At 29.8% G+C, this 15,888-nt stretch carries 16 protein-coding genes; 3 read left to right on the forward strand and 13 right to left on the reverse strand.

What is annotated here, in order from left to right:
- The 3 genes from FYJ26_RS02150 to rpsO form a co-directional block, all read right to left on the reverse strand.
- The gene (locus FYJ26_RS02150; RefSeq protein WP_154539165.1) at window positions 1-2,283 is read right to left on the reverse strand and encodes an FtsK/SpoIIIE family DNA translocase; all 2,283 of its coding nucleotides are present in this window, start codon (window positions 2,281-2,283) and stop codon (window positions 1-3) included.
- A gap of 135 nt (window positions 2,284-2,418) precedes the next feature.
- Window positions 2,419-4,527 carry a polyribonucleotide nucleotidyltransferase gene (locus FYJ26_RS02155; protein WP_154539167.1) on the reverse strand — a complete coding sequence of 703 codons (2,109 nt, stop codon included), beginning with the start codon at window positions 4,525-4,527 and terminating at the stop codon, window positions 2,419-2,421.
- A gap of 47 nt (window positions 4,528-4,574) precedes the next feature.
- A complete protein-coding gene (gene rpsO / locus FYJ26_RS02160) occupies window positions 4,575-4,841 on the reverse strand; it encodes a 30S ribosomal protein S15 (protein WP_154539169.1) in 267 nt (88 codons plus the stop codon).
- Between the two features lie 230 nt (window positions 4,842-5,071).
- On the opposite strand from rpsO, the gene FYJ26_RS02165 reads away from it, so the two are divergent.
- On the forward strand, window positions 5,072-5,458 hold the full coding sequence (locus FYJ26_RS02165) for a pyridoxamine 5'-phosphate oxidase family protein (protein WP_154539171.1): 387 nt from the start codon (window positions 5,072-5,074) through the stop codon (window positions 5,456-5,458).
- Window positions 5,459-5,596: 138 nt separating this feature from the next.
- Here FYJ26_RS02165 and FYJ26_RS02170 read toward each other — a convergent pair whose 3' ends face one another.
- The 10 genes from FYJ26_RS02170 to FYJ26_RS02215 all read right to left on the reverse strand — a co-directional run bounded on the left by FYJ26_RS02170 (window position 5,597) and on the right by FYJ26_RS02215 (window position 14,046).
- Complete coding sequence (locus tag FYJ26_RS02170) at window positions 5,597-6,109, reverse strand: hypothetical protein (protein ID WP_154539173.1); 513 nt, start codon at window positions 6,107-6,109, stop codon at window positions 5,597-5,599.
- Window positions 6,110-6,264: 155 nt separating this feature from the next.
- Entirely contained in the window at window positions 6,265-6,615 is a 351-nt protein-coding gene (locus tag FYJ26_RS02175; RefSeq protein ID WP_154539175.1) for a hypothetical protein, read from the reverse strand.
- Window positions 6,616-6,710: 95 nt separating this feature from the next.
- The gene (locus tag FYJ26_RS02180; RefSeq protein ID WP_154539177.1) at window positions 6,711-7,652 is read right to left on the reverse strand and encodes a bifunctional riboflavin kinase/FAD synthetase; all 942 of its coding nucleotides are present in this window, start codon (window positions 7,650-7,652) and stop codon (window positions 6,711-6,713) included.
- Window positions 7,642-8,517 carry a tRNA pseudouridine(55) synthase TruB gene (truB, locus tag FYJ26_RS02185; RefSeq protein WP_154539179.1) on the reverse strand — a complete coding sequence of 292 codons (876 nt, stop codon included), beginning with the start codon at window positions 8,515-8,517 and terminating at the stop codon, window positions 7,642-7,644. The genes FYJ26_RS02180 and truB overlap by 11 nt, the downstream gene beginning before the upstream one ends.
- Window positions 8,510-9,490: a DHH family phosphoesterase gene (locus tag FYJ26_RS02190; protein ID WP_154539181.1), complete on the reverse strand. Its 981-nt coding sequence runs from the start codon at window positions 9,488-9,490 to the stop codon at window positions 8,510-8,512. The genes truB and FYJ26_RS02190 overlap by 8 nt, the downstream gene beginning before the upstream one ends.
- A complete protein-coding gene (gene rbfA, locus FYJ26_RS02195; protein ID WP_154539183.1) occupies window positions 9,468-9,851 on the reverse strand; it encodes a 30S ribosome-binding factor RbfA in 384 nt (127 codons plus the stop codon). Before rbfA ends, FYJ26_RS02190 begins: the two co-directional genes overlap by 23 nt.
- Window positions 9,851-11,956 (reverse strand): translation initiation factor IF-2, encoded by a 2,106-nt coding sequence (gene infB / locus FYJ26_RS02200; RefSeq protein ID WP_154539185.1) that lies wholly within the window; start codon window positions 11,954-11,956, stop codon window positions 9,851-9,853. The genes rbfA and infB overlap by 1 nt, the downstream gene beginning before the upstream one ends.
- Window positions 11,957-11,969: 13 nt before the next feature.
- Window positions 11,970-12,227, reverse strand: a complete 258-nt coding sequence (gene rnpM, locus FYJ26_RS02205; protein WP_154539187.1) for an RNase P modulator RnpM — start codon at window positions 12,225-12,227, stop codon at window positions 11,970-11,972.
- 26 nt (window positions 12,228-12,253) lie between these two features.
- A complete protein-coding gene (nusA, locus tag FYJ26_RS02210; protein ID WP_154539189.1) occupies window positions 12,254-13,597 on the reverse strand; it encodes a transcription termination factor NusA in 1,344 nt (447 codons plus the stop codon).
- Window positions 13,598-13,605: 8 nt separating this feature from the next.
- Window positions 13,606-14,046 carry a ribosome maturation factor RimP gene (locus FYJ26_RS02215; RefSeq protein ID WP_154539191.1) on the reverse strand — a complete coding sequence of 147 codons (441 nt, stop codon included), beginning with the start codon at window positions 14,044-14,046 and terminating at the stop codon, window positions 13,606-13,608.
- A 128-nt stretch (window positions 14,047-14,174) separates the two neighbouring features.
- Between FYJ26_RS02215 and FYJ26_RS02220 the strand changes: the two genes are divergently transcribed.
- The gene (locus tag FYJ26_RS02220; RefSeq protein WP_154539193.1) at window positions 14,175-15,065 is read left to right on the forward strand and encodes an ATP-binding protein; all 891 of its coding nucleotides are present in this window, start codon (window positions 14,175-14,177) and stop codon (window positions 15,063-15,065) included.
- Window positions 15,058-15,798, forward strand: coding sequence for a hypothetical protein (locus tag FYJ26_RS02225; protein ID WP_154539195.1), 741 nt, complete (start codon window positions 15,058-15,060; stop codon window positions 15,796-15,798). The genes FYJ26_RS02220 and FYJ26_RS02225 overlap by 8 nt, the downstream gene beginning before the upstream one ends.
- Window positions 15,799-15,888 lie beyond the last annotated feature (90 nt).

The following is a 15,888-nucleotide window of genomic DNA, read 5'->3' on the forward strand; positions in this document are numbered from 1 at the left end:
TCATTCTCCTTTTAAATAAGATTCATCTACCAAAACTTTTCTAGGTTTACTTCCTTCATAGCCTCCTATAACTCCTCTATTTTCAAGCTGGTCAATTATTCTTCCAGCTCTAGCATAACCTATCTTAAGCTTTCTTTGTAAAAGTGAAACTGATGCAGTATTTTCACTAATAATTATCTCAATAGCTTCATCAATTAGTTCATCTTCATCTTCATTTTCAACTACCTTGGTCTTTTCCTCTACTGTTTCTATAGCCTTTTGATCATATTCATTTTCTCTGGACTCTTTTATATAATTAACCACCCTTAAAACCTCAGAATCTGAAACAAAAGCACCTTGAATTCTCATAGGTTTCATTGCATCAGATGGGGAGAATAACATATCTCCTTTACCAAGTAAAGTTTCAGCTCCACTCATATCAAGAATTGTTCTTGAATCAATTTGACTTGTAACAGCAAAGGCAATCCTTGATGGAATATTTGCCTTAATAGTACCTGTTATTACATCAACAGTAGGCCTTTGTGTAGCTATTATTAAATGTATACCACATGCCCTAGACTTTTGAGCAAGTCTTGTTATATAATCTTCAACCTCACCTGCCGCTGTCATCATAAGGTCAGATAACTCATCTATTATTATCACAACATATGGAAGTTTTTCGATTTTTTCATCCATTTCTTGATATGCTCTATATGATGATATATCTCTTACATGATTTTCTTCAAATAATTTATATCTTCTCTCCATCTCCCTTATCGCCCAAAATAGAGATGATGAAGCCTTTTTAGGATCAGTTATTACTGGCATTATAAGGTGTGGTATACCGTTATAAATGGATAGCTCTACTATCTTCGGATCTATAAGTAAAAGTTTTACCTCGTCTGGAGAATGCTTGTAAAGAATTGACATAATTATTGTATTTATACAAACACTCTTACCAGAGCCTGTTGCTCCTGACACTAAAAGATGAGGCATTTTTTCAATAGCAGAAACCATTGGTCTTCCTGATATAGATTTACCCAAGACAAATGGAAGTTGTCTATCATTTTTAATAAACTCATCACTTGCTATCATTTCCTTAAGGCCTACAACCTCTTTTTGTGAGTTTGGAACTTCAATTCCAACATGACTTTTCCCAGGAATCGGTGCTTCTATTCTTATATCACTTGTTGCAAGAGCTAAGGAAAGGTCATCAGAAAGATTTAATATCTTTGATACTTTGACCCCTCTTTGTGGCTTTAATTCAAAACAAGTTACAGTAGGTCCTATATTTATTTGAACAATCTTACTCTTTATACCAAATGAATCAAGACATTCCTCTATTCTTTGGGCCTTATCTTTTATATCTTCTCTATCTTCTTCACTTGAATCATCCCTATCATCTAAAAGATCAATCGAAGGATACTTATAATTTATGCTATATTCTTGTTTATAAGTTTCATCAAAATCTGAAAAATCAACTTGTTTCGACTTATATGAATTTATCTTTGCGGTTTCAAAAACCTTGTCAAAATCATCATTTTTTTTGTTTTCTATGTCTTTTTTATTCTCATCTGAATTTTCTTTTTTATTTGATTTTTTTGAATTAATTATAAGCTTATCTTTATCAAAATCTCTTACATTTTGCTTGAATTTTACATTTTTTATTTTCTGAAGTTTTTTCTCTCTTATAATTGTTTTGATTTTATTGTATACTTTCTTAAATTTATCACTTGTAAAACTTATAATTATAATAATCTTATCTTTTATCGTGATAAAATAATCCTTATAAGATAGTCCACTAATATTTTTTAATAATATAAACCAAAGAATTAAATAAAATAAGATTATTCCAACTACACCTATAAAACTTTCTAAGTGATAACCTATCCTTGTACCTATTAAACCTCCACTAGTTTTTATCATTTTTTCTGTATTTCTAAGTGAAATATCCAAAGAGCTTGATAGATATTTTAAAGATAAAATTATACCAGTAAAAAGTATAAGAATATAGGATATTAAAAACATCTTAATATTTTTAATATATTTGTCCAAAAAAGCATATAAGAAACTTATAAATATTGAAATAGGAACCAGGTATGAAATAAGTCCAAAGGCCATAAAACTATTATATGTAATAAAATCTCCTAAACTTCCTGTATTTGGTAGAAGTAGGAAAATGAAGCAAACAAAAGATAAGAACATCATAAAAACTGAAAATGATTTCTTATTAAAATTCTTTTCTTTTTTACCATTATTATATTTAGTTTTTTTTCTTTTCCTATTGCTATTAGTATTTGCCATATATACCTCTCTTTAGATTATATAACAACAAGAAAAATAAATAAACTGCCATTAGGCAGCTTCAAGTTCTCTACAAATATTTAAGACAAGGCCACAAAGGGCCTTCCTTTAATATCTTTGTAGTTAGTATATTTATTAATCTTCTTTATTAGATTTTTCTTTTTCTTCTATTAGTAGGGCCTTTCTTGAAAGATTAATCCTACCTTGTCTATCAATATCTGTAACCTTAACTCTTATCTTATCTCCAACTGATAAAACATCTTCAACCTTCTCAGTCCTCTTTGTATCGATTTGAGATATGTGTAAAAGTCCTTCTTTACCTATAGCAATTTCTACAAAGGCACCGAAGTTCATAATTCTTTTAACTTCACCTTCATAAATATCTCCTGCTTTAGGATTTGTTACTATTGACTTAATCATCTCTATAGCTTTTTTTCCACTATCACCATCATTTGATGCAACGGTTATATGACCATCATCTTCAGTTTCTATCTTAACTCCTGTTGCATCAATTATTTTATTGATAGTCTTTCCACCAGAACCAATTACATCCCTAACTTTTTCTGGATCTACGTCTATGGAAAAAATTCTTGGTGCATACTTTGAAAGATCATCTCTTGGCTTTTCTATTGCTCCTGTAATAACATCAAGGATTTTAAATCTTGCTTGTTTGGCATCATATAAAGCATCTTTTAAAACTTCTCTATTGATTCCTGCAATCTTCATATCCATTTGAAGAGCTGTTATACCATCTTTAGTCCCTGCTACCTTAAAGTCCATATCGCCTAGATGATCTTCCAATCCCTGTATATCTGTTAGAATTGATATAGAATCATCTTCTTTTATAAGTCCCATAGCAATACCTGCCACAGGTTTCTTAATTGGTACACCTGCATCCATTAAGGCAAGTGTTGAACCACAAATTGAAGCTTGTGATGATGAACCATTTGATGAGAGCACTTCACTTACAACCCTAATAGTATAAGGAAAATCACTTTGATCCGGCAAGACAGGTATTAAAGCTCTTTCTGCCAAACGTCCATGACCTATTTCACGTCTTCCTGGACCTCTTAGAGGTCTTATATCTCCTACACAAAATGGTGGAAAATTATATTGGTGTATATATCTTTTTGTTACCTCTTTTCTATTCATAGAGTCAATAACTTGTTCTTCTCCAGGCGAACCAAGAGTAAGAACTGATAATACTTGAGTTTGTCCACGTTTAAATAAACCTGAACCATGGGTACGAGGTAGAAGACCTACTTCTGCAGAAAGTGGTCTGATTTCTGTCATCTTACGTCCATCGGGCCTAATCTTATCAATAGAAATCATTCTTCTAACTTCTTTTTTCATGATAGAATCTACAGTCTTGTGAATCTCATCTTCACTTTCTGGATATTCTTCTAAGAAGTCTTCTTTGCAAGCTTCTTCTATTTTAAATATATCATCTTCTCTTTTAACCTTATCAGTTGTTCTTATAGAGTTTTTGATTTCTTCTGTATATTTATCTTTAATTTTTCTTTGAAGTTCAGTTTCAACTTCTTTTTCAACTTCCATCTTTTCTTTACCAATATCATCTATAATAGTTTGGATAAAGGCACACATTGATTTTATTTCTTCGTGAGCTATCATCATAGCTTCGAGCATTTCTTCTTCTGAAAGTTCATTTGCTCCAGCTTCTACCATGTTGATAGCATCTGCGGTACCTGCTACTGTAAGATTTAAAGAAGTTTTTTCTCTTTGATTCATATTTGGGTTTACAACAAATTCACCATTTACATATCCAACATTAACTGCAGCAACTGGTCCAAAGAATGGGATATCAGATATTCCCAAAGCAATTGAGGCACCAATTGTAGTCATACAATCTGGTTCGTTATCTTCATCAACTGAAAATGGTGTTGCTATAACTTGTACATCGTTATAGAAGTTTTCAGGAAATAGTGGCCTAAGAGGTCTATCCATTTGACGAGAAATCAAAACCGCATCATCAGTAGCCTTGCCTTCTCTTTTAATAAATCCACCTGGTATCTTTCCTACAGCATAAAGTTTTTCTTGATAGTCACAAATTAATGGGAAAAAGTCAATTCCCTCCCTTGGCTTATCACTTGCAACAGCAGTAACTAAGAGAATTGTATCACCACGTCTTATTATACATTCTCCATTAGTTTGCTCAGCAAGCTTTCCGATTTTTATAGAAAAATCTGATCCATGTTGTGACTTATATTCATAAGTTTTTTCCATATTTTCTCCTAACTACAAAAAAAGCGGGAAAATCCCGCCATATTTAACTATTTTCTTAATCCAAGTTTTTCAATGATTTGACGATATCTATCAATATCATTATTCATAAGATATGTTAAAAGACCTTTTCTACGTCTAATCATTTTGAAAAGTCCTCTTCTTGAAGAGTGGTCTTTCTTATTAGCCTTTAAGTGTTCTGTAAGATCTTTGATTCTTTTTGTAAGAATAGCAATTTGTACCTCTGGTGAACCTGTGTCTTTTTCATCTTTTTGGAAATCTTTTATTATTTGTGTTTTTTCTTCTTTGTTTAACATATATCTATCCTCCTAAATTTCAATACGCCCAAACCATGAAACAGTTCGAGGAAACTTAATCCATAGTTAAGGTATCTTTGATATTATACCAAATATATTTTATTTTGCAAAGATATTTTTGACTTAAAAAATTCAACTTTTTTTAAAAAATACTGGTAATTTTTATGAAATTATTATAAAATATAATTGATAATGAATTTAATTATCAATTAACGAGTAAGGAGTATGTAATGAAATTTACTGATGATATGAAAGAATTAATCTCAAAACAACTTGCCTATATAGCAACGGTTGATAATAATGGACTTCCTAACATTGGGCCTAAAAGAACCATGAGAATACTTGAAGATGGCAAATTTATCTACTGTGAAAATACTGGTGGTAGACATCATGCTAATATCAAGGATAATGGTAAAATTATTATCTGTTATGTTGATAGAGACAATAATCATGGATATAGATTTGAAGGAAGAGCCAAATCTTATACAGATGATGAACATATAGCTCTTGCAGAAAAAACTGTTGGTGTAAAACCAAAGGCTGCAACTATAATAATAAATATAGAAAAAATCTATACTCTAGACTCTGGTCCTAAAGCTGGAAAATCAATAGGTTAATCCTGATATCTAAATGAGTATATACTATTATAATTTCATAACAAACTAGAATAAATTCTTTCTAGTTTTTATCTACAATAAAAATGCACCTACTGTTTTTCAGTTTAGTGCATTTTTATTTATAGATTATTTTAAAACTTATCTATTTCTCTTAGATTTAAATAAGACAATACTTGATGTTGCAATTAGTCCAAGAATACTTGAAAGACTAGAAACACCAGTTTTTGGATTTGATACTTCATTATTATTTAATTTTCTTATAGATTTTATTTCTTTGCTTGTTTTATTTTCTGGTTTCTCACCTGGTTCTTCTGTTCCCGGTTTTTCGCCTAAATTTTCTTTTCCTGTTTCTTCTTTACCTGTGTCTTTTTTGCTACCATCTAAATTATTATTCTTACCATTACCACTTAGGCTCAAGCCATGAAATATTTTTGAATGAAAGTCTTCTTTTCCAGTTCTAAACATATAATTTAGTTCTCTAGCAACCTTTATTATATCATCACTAGCCATAACTAATGATTCTTTATCATTTATATCAATATTATTTTCTTTAATTAATTTTTTCAATTCGTTAGCTTTTTTGGTTAGCTTATCGTCAAATTCTTTTGATATATAATACTCAGATCTATCTTCTACAAAATTTTTATGCATATTTAAAACAACAGGAATTAAGTTAGATTTTGTGTAGTCTTTTATTGCTTTTTGATAAATATCATCAATTTCATGAGATGATTTAGCATTTTTAGTTTCTTCTTTGTTAGAATCATTTTCTATATTGATTTTCTCATTAGAATTAGTAAGATTAGTTATAGTTTCGTTCTTTCTTCTAAGTTTGACTTTGCATTTACATCATTATTTAAATTTGATTCTTCTTTAATACTTAGATTTTCTTTTAATTCAGAATCTAATTTGTCAGCATTTTTATTTTCTTGAGATTTTTCTTCTTTATTATTAATCTTATGGTCTGAATTTTTTTCTGATTTGTATTCCATATGACCTATATCTGATTTTAATTCTTCATTTTCAGTTTTTTCATCTAATTTTATAGTATTAGATCCAGTTACCGCTACATTTGAACTATTTGCTAAACTAGTAAATGTAGGTAAAGCCAATATAAATGATAAAGATGCCACAGCTATTTTCTTAGAATTTTTCATAAGTTTTCTCCTTTCACAAACTTAATTATGTATATATTATATATATTATCAAACTAAAAATATTTCTAAATTAAATAAAAAAGAGCAGTTATAAACTACTCTTTTCTATATTTATCTATTAAATTGTATCCTCTAGTTTTATCTTTTTTCATTTGTTCGATTAGCTCTTCTGCATTTTTAAATTTATAGTCAGGCCTAAAGTATTCTAGAAATTCTACGGTCATATTTTTACCATATATATCTTTGGAAAAATCCAATATATAGGTTTCAATTTTTATATCATTTGGACCAAAGGTTGGATTGGTTCCTATATCTGTTAGGGCAAAGTAGCTTTCCTTATCTATTCTTACTCTTGTAAAGTATACTCCAGATTTAGCTTTTATATAGTTGAAGTTTAGCATAAGATTTGCTGTAGGAAAATTCAATAATCTTCCTCTTTGTGCTCCCTTTACAACTTTTCCCTTTATCTTAAATGGATGTCCCAAATCAAAGTTTGCTTTTTTTATTTCCCCATCTTTTACCATTTTTCTTATATCTGTTGAGTTTATAATTCTTCCATTATCAAGCTCAAAATCTACCACCTTTGTCTTATAGCCAAAGTCCTCTTCATATGATTTTAATGTATTTATATCTCCTTTGGCCATTTTCCCAAAGCGATAATTATCCCCAACTATGACATACTTGGTATTTAGTTTTTCATATAAGATTTCTTTGATAAATTCTCTGGGACTTAAATTTTTAAATTCTTCTGAAAATTCTAAAAAACAGAAACATTCTATTCCCATATCATTTAATATTTCTATTTTGTCGTCAAGGCTTGTCAGATATTCTTTTTCTCCATTTAATATATTCTTGGTATTTTCTTTAAACAATAGGACAGACGGAGTAAGTCCGAAATTTCTGGATATTTTTATATTTTCTTTCATAAGTTTTTGGTGTCCCCTATGAACTCCATCAAAATTTCCCAAACTTACAGCCTTAGGACTAAGTTCAATTTGATTATTGTCTAGGTCAAATACTTTAATATTATCCTTCATAAAATACCCTCTTTAGTTTCAATGCATTATTTGAAATCTTTCCTATTCCTATAAATTCATCTTCCACATATACCCTAATATTTTCTATATCATTTTTATTGGCTAGTTTTATTGTCATACCATTTATAGATTTTTTTAAATTTGATTTATCTAGAATTATTTTGTCCATATTTAATAAGGCCTTATCTATTGGAATTATTTTTTCTTTTATCTTAACCATAGGAATATTTTCTAAATTTTCGCTTTTTATAGAATCTTTTATGTGGAAATCTCCCACTTTTATTCGTCTTAACTCATGTACATTGGCAAAAGTTTTTAATTCCTCTCCCAAATCATTTACAAGTGTTCTTATATAAGTGCCTTTTGAACAAGTAATCTTAAATCTTGCAAAAGGAAAGTCAAATGAAAGGATTTCAAAATCATAGATTTTTATATTTCTTTTTTTCCTTTCTACATTCTTTCCTTCTCGTGCAAGCTCATATAATTTGCGACCATTATATTTTAGGGCAGAATACATGGGAGGTATTTGTTCAATATCTCCTATAAATTTACCTTTAATTGTCATTTCTAAGTCTTTTTTGCTAAATAAATTAGATGATTTAGCAATTATTTTACCAGTTTTATCTTGGCTATCTGTTTTTTCGCCAAAAAAGGCAAGAGTCTCATAAACTTTTACTTCATCCATCAAAAAGTTTGAAACTCTTGTCGCTTTACCTATTAGAAGAGGTAATAGTCCTGTTGCTAGGGGATCAAGTGTGCCTGCATGACCTATTTTTTTTATAGATAATTTTTTTCTTAACATATAGACACACTTTGCAGATGATATCCCACTTTCCTTATCTATTAAAAGAATTCCATTAGTCATCTATGGCCTCTTTTAAGATTTTTCTCATAGTATCTAAGGCATCTTCCATATTTTTTTCATAAAGTGAAAAGCCAGCCGCTCTAATGTGTCCTCCTCCATTATTATCTCTTGCAATTTTGGATACATCTAGCCATTCTTTGCTTCTTAAAGAAATCTTATATTCACCATCATCATACTCTTTTATAAGACAGGCCACTTCAATTCCTTTTAAATCTCTAAGCATATTTACAACTGATTCACTATCTCCCATTTGCATCGAAAAGTCTTCACACATTTTCTTACTTACCCCAACTAGGGCATATGGTTTGTTGAATTCAACTTTAGAAAGGATATGATTTTCAAATCTTAATTTAGAAATTTCCTTATTTTGATAGAGATTTTTATAAACATACTCATAGTCTGCACCTTCATTTATAAGTTCAGCTGCTGTAAGAAAAGTTAATTCACTTATATTCGAGTATAAAAATCTTCCAGTATCTGTTACCAGACCTATATAAAGAAGTGTTGCTATTTCATTATCTATAGGAAGTTTGAGTCTTTTAATTATTTCATAAACTAACTCACATGTGGCTGGAGAATCTGAGTAAATTATATTTAAGTCTGTATCTATCTTTCCACCTTTATGATGGTCAATTACTATAGTGTTCTTTGATTTTTCGCATATTTCTATTGCCTTATCTATCCTATCAAATTCTGAACAATCTACTATTATAAATAAATCATATTCGTCTAAGCTTGGTTTTTTATATTGACTTAAATCAGGAAAAAATTTTAGGTAATTATCTACTTCACTGATTTGTATAACTTCAGCAAATTTACCATATTTTTCTAAAGATTTCCTAAGAGAAAGGGATGCACCTAGCGCATCCCCATCTGGATTTATATGGGCAGATATTGCAATATTCTTAGCCTCATCAATTAATTTTTTAAATTTATCAAGTTGACTTTTGCTAATCTTCTCTATTTCCGGCATTTTTCTCATCCTTTGCAATTGTTTCTGCAATTAGTTTATCCATATAGACACCACGCTCTATAGAATTGTCATATTTAAACCTAAATTTAGGCATAGACCTAAGTCTCATTCTTTCACCTATAAGTCTTTTGATAAATCCTTTTGCATCTTCGAATGCCTCTATTACTGATTCTTTTTTACTCTCATCTCCTAATACTGATACATAAATATCAGCAAATGAAAGGTCATTTGTAACTTCAACTTCAGTAATGGATACTATGACATTTTCTGATAGCCTAGGGTCATTTATATCTTCTGCAAGTATTTTTGATAATTCCTTTTGCATTTGTGAAGATATTTTCAAACTTCTTCTCTTATCCATTATAAATCTCTTTCTTTTTCTATCATTTCATAGGCTTCTAATTCATCGCCTTCTTTAACGTCATTGAACTTTTCAAGACCTATACCACCCTCATAGCCATTATTGAGCTCTTTTGCATCATCTTTGAATCTTTTCATAGATTCTATATTTCCATCAAAGATTACTACATTATCTCTTAATAATCTTATCTTTGCTCTTCTTGGTATAGAACCATTTGTTACTAGAACACCTGCTATGGTTCCTGCATTTGGAACTTTAAATGTTTGTTGAACTTTGGCACGTCCCAGAACTTTTTCTTCAAATTCAGGATCAAGCATACCCTTAAGGGCCTTTTCTACATCTTCTATAGCTTCATAGATTATTGAATATGTTCTTATTTCAATATTATTTTCTTCAGCCATTTGTAAAGCACCTTGGGTTGGACGTACATTAAATCCTATGATTATAGCATTTGAAGCTTGAGCTAGTAGGACATCTGACTCTGTAATACCACCTACTGCTCCTGCAATTACATTTACAAATACTTCTTCATTTGATAGCTTAGCGAATGAAGAACTTACTGCATCTACAGTACCCTTAACATCTGTTTTAACTATGATATTAAGTTCTTTTAGCTCACCTTCTTCAATACCTTCATACATATCTTCAAGATTAGTGTTTGATTTTTGGATAAGTCTTTCTTCTCTTTTTTGCTCTTTAGCACGATCAGCATAGGCTCTTGCTGTTTTTTCATCTTCTACAGCAAATATCTTATCTCCTGCTTCAGCAACATCAGATAAACCTAAGATTTGAACTGGTGTTGATGGACCTGCTTCAGATATAGTCTCTCCTTTTGAGTTAAACATAGCTCTTATTCTTCCTGATGAAGATCCTGTTACTACGTAGTCTTTATCGTGGAGTGTTCCTTTTTGTACAAGGACTGTTGCTATAGCTCCTCTTGCCTTATCAAGTTGGGCTTCTATTATTATACCTACAGCATCCCTATTTGGATTTGCCTTAAGCTCTCTCATTTCAGCAACAAGAAGTACCATCTCAAGTAAGTCTTTTATTCCATCACCTGTTTTTGCAGATACTTCTACCATAATAGTATCTCCACCCCAATCTTCTGAAATAAGACCATATTCTGTAAGCTCTTGTTTTACTCTATTAGAATCTGATTCTTCCTTATCCATTTTATTAATTGCAACTATTATTGGAATTTCAGCAGCTTTAGCATGGTTTATAGCCTCTATTGTTTGTGGCATTACCCCATCATCACCAGCTACAACAAGGATTGCTATATCTGTTGATTGAGCCCCTCTCATTCTCATTTGAGTAAAGGCTTCATGGCCTGGTGTATCTAAAAATACAATTTCCTTATTATTGATATTTACAGTTGATGCACCTATATGTTGGGTTATTCCACCTGCTTCTCCTGATGCAAATTGTGTATTTCTTATAGCATCAAGGATTGATGTTTTACCATGGTCTACGTGACCCATTACTGAAACTACTGGAGGACGAGTTACTAAGTCTTCTTCATTATCTTCAAAGTCAAGATCTTTTTCTTGCATCTCAATTTCATCTAATTTTTCTTCTTTTGAGATTTCTTTGTTAAATTCAAGTGCAATAAGTTCTGCTTGGTCAAATTCTATTTGGTCATTAAGACCTGCCATTACACCAAGTCCCATAAGTTTCATTATTACTTGGTTAGCATTTTCATTTATTTTATCAGCAAAAGCCTTTACTGATATTGACTCTGGTATTTGAATTATTCCATCATCATTATTATTGTCTTCTTTTGCCTGTCTTTTTGTTGACTTTTTTGACCTTTTATTTTGCTTTTTATTTTTCTTTCTCTTCTTGTTTTTATTAAATGTCTTGTCTTTGTTTTGAGACTTATCTTTTTTCTTTTTTTCTTCTTTTGTATTTTCTATAACTTCTTCCTCTTCCTCTTCTTCTTCTTCCTTAAAATATTCCTCAACTATTGCTAAGTCATCCCCTGATAACATAGACATGTGTGATTTTATATCAAGTCCAAATTCATCATTTAACAAACTTAACATTTTCTTAGTAGTTACATCGTATTTTTTTGCTAATTCATATATTCTAAGCTTCTTAGCCATATAATCACCTCTTTTATTTCATAGCAATTATCTCCTCGTAAAGATTATCACTAATTTCAGTTTTAAAAACTTTTTCTAATTTTCTCTTCTTTTTTGCCTCATTTATACAATTTTCATCCTTACATATATAGGCACCCCTACCATTTTTCTTTCCAGTAGGATCAAGTATTATTCCTTCTTCTTTGTTTTTAACTATTCTTATAAGTTCATTTTTATCTTTGTTTTCTCCACAAACTATGCATTTTCTTTGTGGTATTTTTCTTTGTTTCATTATCTCACCATATTAGTTTAATAAATCTATAAATAATCGTTTGAATCATCCAATAGTGAATCTAGATCATCTGATAAGGATTCTAAATCTTCTTTTTCTATATTAAGTAAATCATCATCATCTGGATCATCCTTATCAGACACTTCAAAATCTTCTAATTTATTATCTTTAGAAATCTCTTCTAATTCTTTTAAGTTTGAATCATTTTCTAATATATCTTTTGTAGCAGTTTCATCGTCAAGATTTTTACTACTATCTTCTACTATTTCAGACTCATTTTCTTCTGCCTCTTCTTCATTTAGGCCAAGTATGTCATCTATTTCTGCTTGGCTTAATGACTTATATTCTGCTTCACTTTTTATATCTATCTTCCAACCTGTAAGCCTTGCAGCAAGTCTTGCATTTTGACCTTCTTTACCTATGGCTAATGAAAGTTGATCTTCTCTTACTATGACTAAAGATTGTTTTTTCTTCTCATTTATATGGACATCTATAATTTCTGCTGGAGATAGGGCATTTTTTATATAAACTTTTATATCCTTGTCATAATTTATTATATCTATCTTCTCACCTTGTAATTCTTCTACTATAGAATTTACACGACTTCCCTTATACCCTATACATGCTCCAATAGAGTCTATTTCAGGATCATTTGAATATACAGCAATCTTTGTACGAGAACCAGCTTCCCTATCTATGGCATAAATTTCAATTATACCATTGGTTATTTCCGGAACTTCCAATTCAAATAATCTTTCAACCAAGTTTTTATCTCTTCTTGAGAGAATTATTTGAGGTTCTTTTGTTGTATTTTTAACATCCTTAATTAAAAGCTTGATTCTTTGATTAGGTGTATATACTTCACTATCAACTTGCTCTTTTGTAGGGATAATTCCTTCAATTTTATCAAGATTTATATATACATTATACTTATCTTGTCTTTGAACTATTCCTGTTATAATATCATTGGCCCTATCTAGATATTCACTGTAAACAGAATCTCTTTGGGCATCTCTAATTTTTTGTATAACAATATTTCTAGCTGTTTGTGCTGCAACCCTTCCAAAATTTTTAGGTGCAATTTTAACCCTACATACATCTCCAACTTTAAGCTTTGAGTCAATCTCTTTAGCCTTTGTCGAAGTGATTTCTGCATAAGGGTTACTTACTTCTTCAACTACATCTCTTAGAGAATATACTTCAATCTCACCAGTTTCTTCATCTATATTTACATCAACATTCTCATTGTTATCATAGTTTTTTTGGTAAGACTTAACCAAGGCCTTTTCTAATGCCTCAAGAATTATCTTCTTATCAACATTCTTGGTTTTTTTTATTTCCTCTAAGGCTAATATAAATTCTTTATTCATCTTTCCCCCTAGAATACTATCTCTATTTTGATAGTTTTGATATCACTTTTAGCAATTTTTAAATCTTCTCCTTCTTTGTCTAATAACAAATAATCATCCTTGATTTCTTTGATATGGCAAAGAATAACATCCCCATTTTTAAGCTTAACGTTTAAAAGCTCATCTTTATTTCTTTCAAGGTCTCTATCAGTCTTTAGGGGTCTTGAAAGATCAGGAGAAGATACTTCTAGATAATAGAAGGATTTTATAAGGTCTAATTCGTCTAATTTTTCATTTAAGAAGTTAGATACTTTCTCACAATCATCAATTGTAACTCCGCCTTTCTTATATATGAAAAATCTTAATATTTTATTTTTACCTTCACTAACAAACTCACAATCTACAAGCTCATAGCCAAGATTATTAATACCTGTTTCTAAATTTTCTTTTAATCTACTTATTAAATCCATAACCTTCCCCTTTACATATTAAAAGAGTGGATTTGTCCACTCTTTTTCTATTTTTATTATACTACTAAGCATAACATTTTCAATTTAAATGTTAATCTATTTAAGTATAATATCCTTAGGTGGTAGAAATGATTAATGAAGAATTAGAAAATAAAATTAAAATATTTAGAGATAGTTACGATATAGATCCTAGTGTCAAAGACCTAATTAAGAAAGCAAAATTTCCTTATGTATGTGAAGAAATTTATAAAGAAGCTATAAGTTCAATTCTTGCAGGGAAAAACCTCCTATTAGTTGGAGATAAGTCAACAGGCAAAAATGTACTTGTTGAAAACTTAGCTTATCTTTTTAATAGACCCTTATGGACTTCTTCCTTTCATATAAATATTGATGCATATGACCTTATTGGTGGTGATACTCTAAAAAATGGAAAAATCATATTTAGACCTGGTCCAATTTATAAAGCTGCTAAATATGGAGGATTCGGTGTTTTAGATGAGATAAATATGGCAAAAAATGAAGCAATCGCCGTTCTTCATGAAATTCTTGACTACAGGAGAATGCTAGAGATTCCTGGATATGAAAATCTCAAGCTTCATCCTGCCACAAGATTTATAGCTACAATGAACTACGATTATGAGGGAACTAGAGATTTAAATGAAGCTCTTTTATCTAGATTTGTCATAATTCAAATGCCTATAATAAAAAAAGATGACTTGAAATTATTAATTAAAAGTCAATATAAAAATATGAAAGATGAATATATAGATAACTTTACATCCTTTTTCTTTGACCTAAGGCTTAAAGCTGAAAATGGGGAGCTTTTAACTGTAAGTCCTGACTTGAGATCCTTATTTGATAGTTTTGACCTAATAAAAGAAGGCTTGAACCTTAAAAATGCACTTAAACTCACCGTAGTTAATAAAAGTTTTGATGAATTTGAAAAAAAACTTATAGAGGATCTAATTATGACAAGATTTAAGGATAGAACATACTATAAGGATGTTTTTAATGAATGACTTTAAAAACGCCAATAGGAAAAGAATTTATAATCTTATATGGGATATGGCAGAAGACTATTCTATTGATCCTATATTTGTAGGCAATGATATAAGTTCTAATCCAAGTTTTTATTTTAATATGATTATTGGTCTATCCTATAAGGTATTTGGAAAGGACAATATAGAGCAGTTATTTAACACATGGAAAGAATCAAAGTATCAAGATAGATATGATAGTTTAAGCTGGCTTGGTCTTGAAAATTATATTTTTAACCATACTAAAAGAATAAACATTCAAAACTTAAGAAATGACTATGCTAGAGATTTTTTTTCTAATAAGAACGATCTTAATAGAAGAACTCTTTCATATAGGAATATAAAAGTCTATCTACTTACATCAAAGCATATGGCCAATATTTTGAATAAAGAATTTAAGGGACTTAAAAAAAGTGAGCTTAACCTTTTAGAAGATCTTTATAGTATTAATGATGAAGAATCTTTAAAAAATCAATTTAAAAGTATATATGAAAAATACTTTGATTTTGATAATGATATTAAGGCAAAAGAGATTAGACTTAGATTTTTAGAAAGCATTTCAATTATAAAACTCCTCATTCTTTTGAAAGGGCAATTAATCCTTCATATGTCAATCTGGATTATAATATTAAAAATCCCTTATCATTTTATAAATTTAAAAAAAGAGAAAAAAAGAAAGATGAAATTGAAAAATTATTTGGCAAGTCAATTATAGATTATAAAAAACTAAGTATTCTTGAGCAAGATATTTGTAAAGATGAAGATAAACTTGAAAGATTACGGTTTACTAAGTCCATTAAAGAAG

Origin of the sequence: Anaerococcus porci (assembly GCF_009696575.1) — a bacterium.
GTDB lineage: Bacteria > Bacillota > Clostridia > Tissierellales > Peptoniphilaceae > Anaerococcus > Anaerococcus porci.

Bases quoted from the DNA above. Each gene is read 5' to 3' on its own strand.
- FYJ26_RS02225 (WP_154539195.1), top strand. From the start codon at position 15,058: ATGAATGACTTTAAAAACGCCAATAGGAAAAGAATTTATAATCTTATA.
- rnpM (WP_154539187.1), bottom strand. From the start codon at position 12,227: ATGAAACAAAGAAAAATACCACAAAGAAAATGCATAGTTTGTGGAGAA.
- FYJ26_RS02180 (WP_154539177.1), bottom strand. From the start codon at position 7,652: ATGAAGGATAATATTAAAGTATTTGACCTAGACAATAATCAAATTGAA.
- truB (WP_154539179.1), bottom strand. From the start codon at position 8,517: ATGACTAATGGAATTCTTTTAATAGATAAGGAAAGTGGGATATCATCT.
- nusA (WP_154539189.1), bottom strand. From the start codon at position 13,597: ATGAATAAAGAATTTATATTAGCCTTAGAGGAAATAAAAAAAACCAAG.
- rpsO (WP_154539169.1), bottom strand. From the start codon at position 4,841: ATGTTAAACAAAGAAGAAAAAACACAAATAATAAAAGATTTCCAAAAA.
- infB (WP_154539185.1), bottom strand. From the start codon at position 11,956: ATGGCTAAGAAGCTTAGAATATATGAATTAGCAAAAAAATACGATGTA.
- FYJ26_RS02165 (WP_154539171.1), top strand. From the start codon at position 5,072: ATGAAATTTACTGATGATATGAAAGAATTAATCTCAAAACAACTTGCC.
- FYJ26_RS02220 (WP_154539193.1), top strand. From the start codon at position 14,175: ATGATTAATGAAGAATTAGAAAATAAAATTAAAATATTTAGAGATAGT.
- FYJ26_RS02215 (WP_154539191.1), bottom strand. From the start codon at position 14,046: ATGGATTTAATAAGTAGATTAAAAGAAAATTTAGAAACAGGTATTAAT.
- FYJ26_RS02190 (WP_154539181.1), bottom strand. From the start codon at position 9,490: ATGCCGGAAATAGAGAAGATTAGCAAAAGTCAACTTGATAAATTTAAA.
- rbfA (WP_154539183.1), bottom strand. From the start codon at position 9,851: ATGGATAAGAGAAGAAGTTTGAAAATATCTTCACAAATGCAAAAGGAA.
- FYJ26_RS02175 (WP_154539175.1), bottom strand. From the start codon at position 6,615: ATGAAAAATTCTAAGAAAATAGCTGTGGCATCTTTATCATTTATATTG.
- FYJ26_RS02155 (WP_154539167.1), bottom strand. From the start codon at position 4,527: ATGGAAAAAACTTATGAATATAAGTCACAACATGGATCAGATTTTTCT.
- FYJ26_RS02150 (WP_154539165.1), bottom strand. From the start codon at position 2,283: ATGGCAAATACTAATAGCAATAGGAAAAGAAAAAAAACTAAATATAAT.
- FYJ26_RS02170 (WP_154539173.1), bottom strand. From the start codon at position 6,109: ATGCATAAAAATTTTGTAGAAGATAGATCTGAGTATTATATATCAAAA.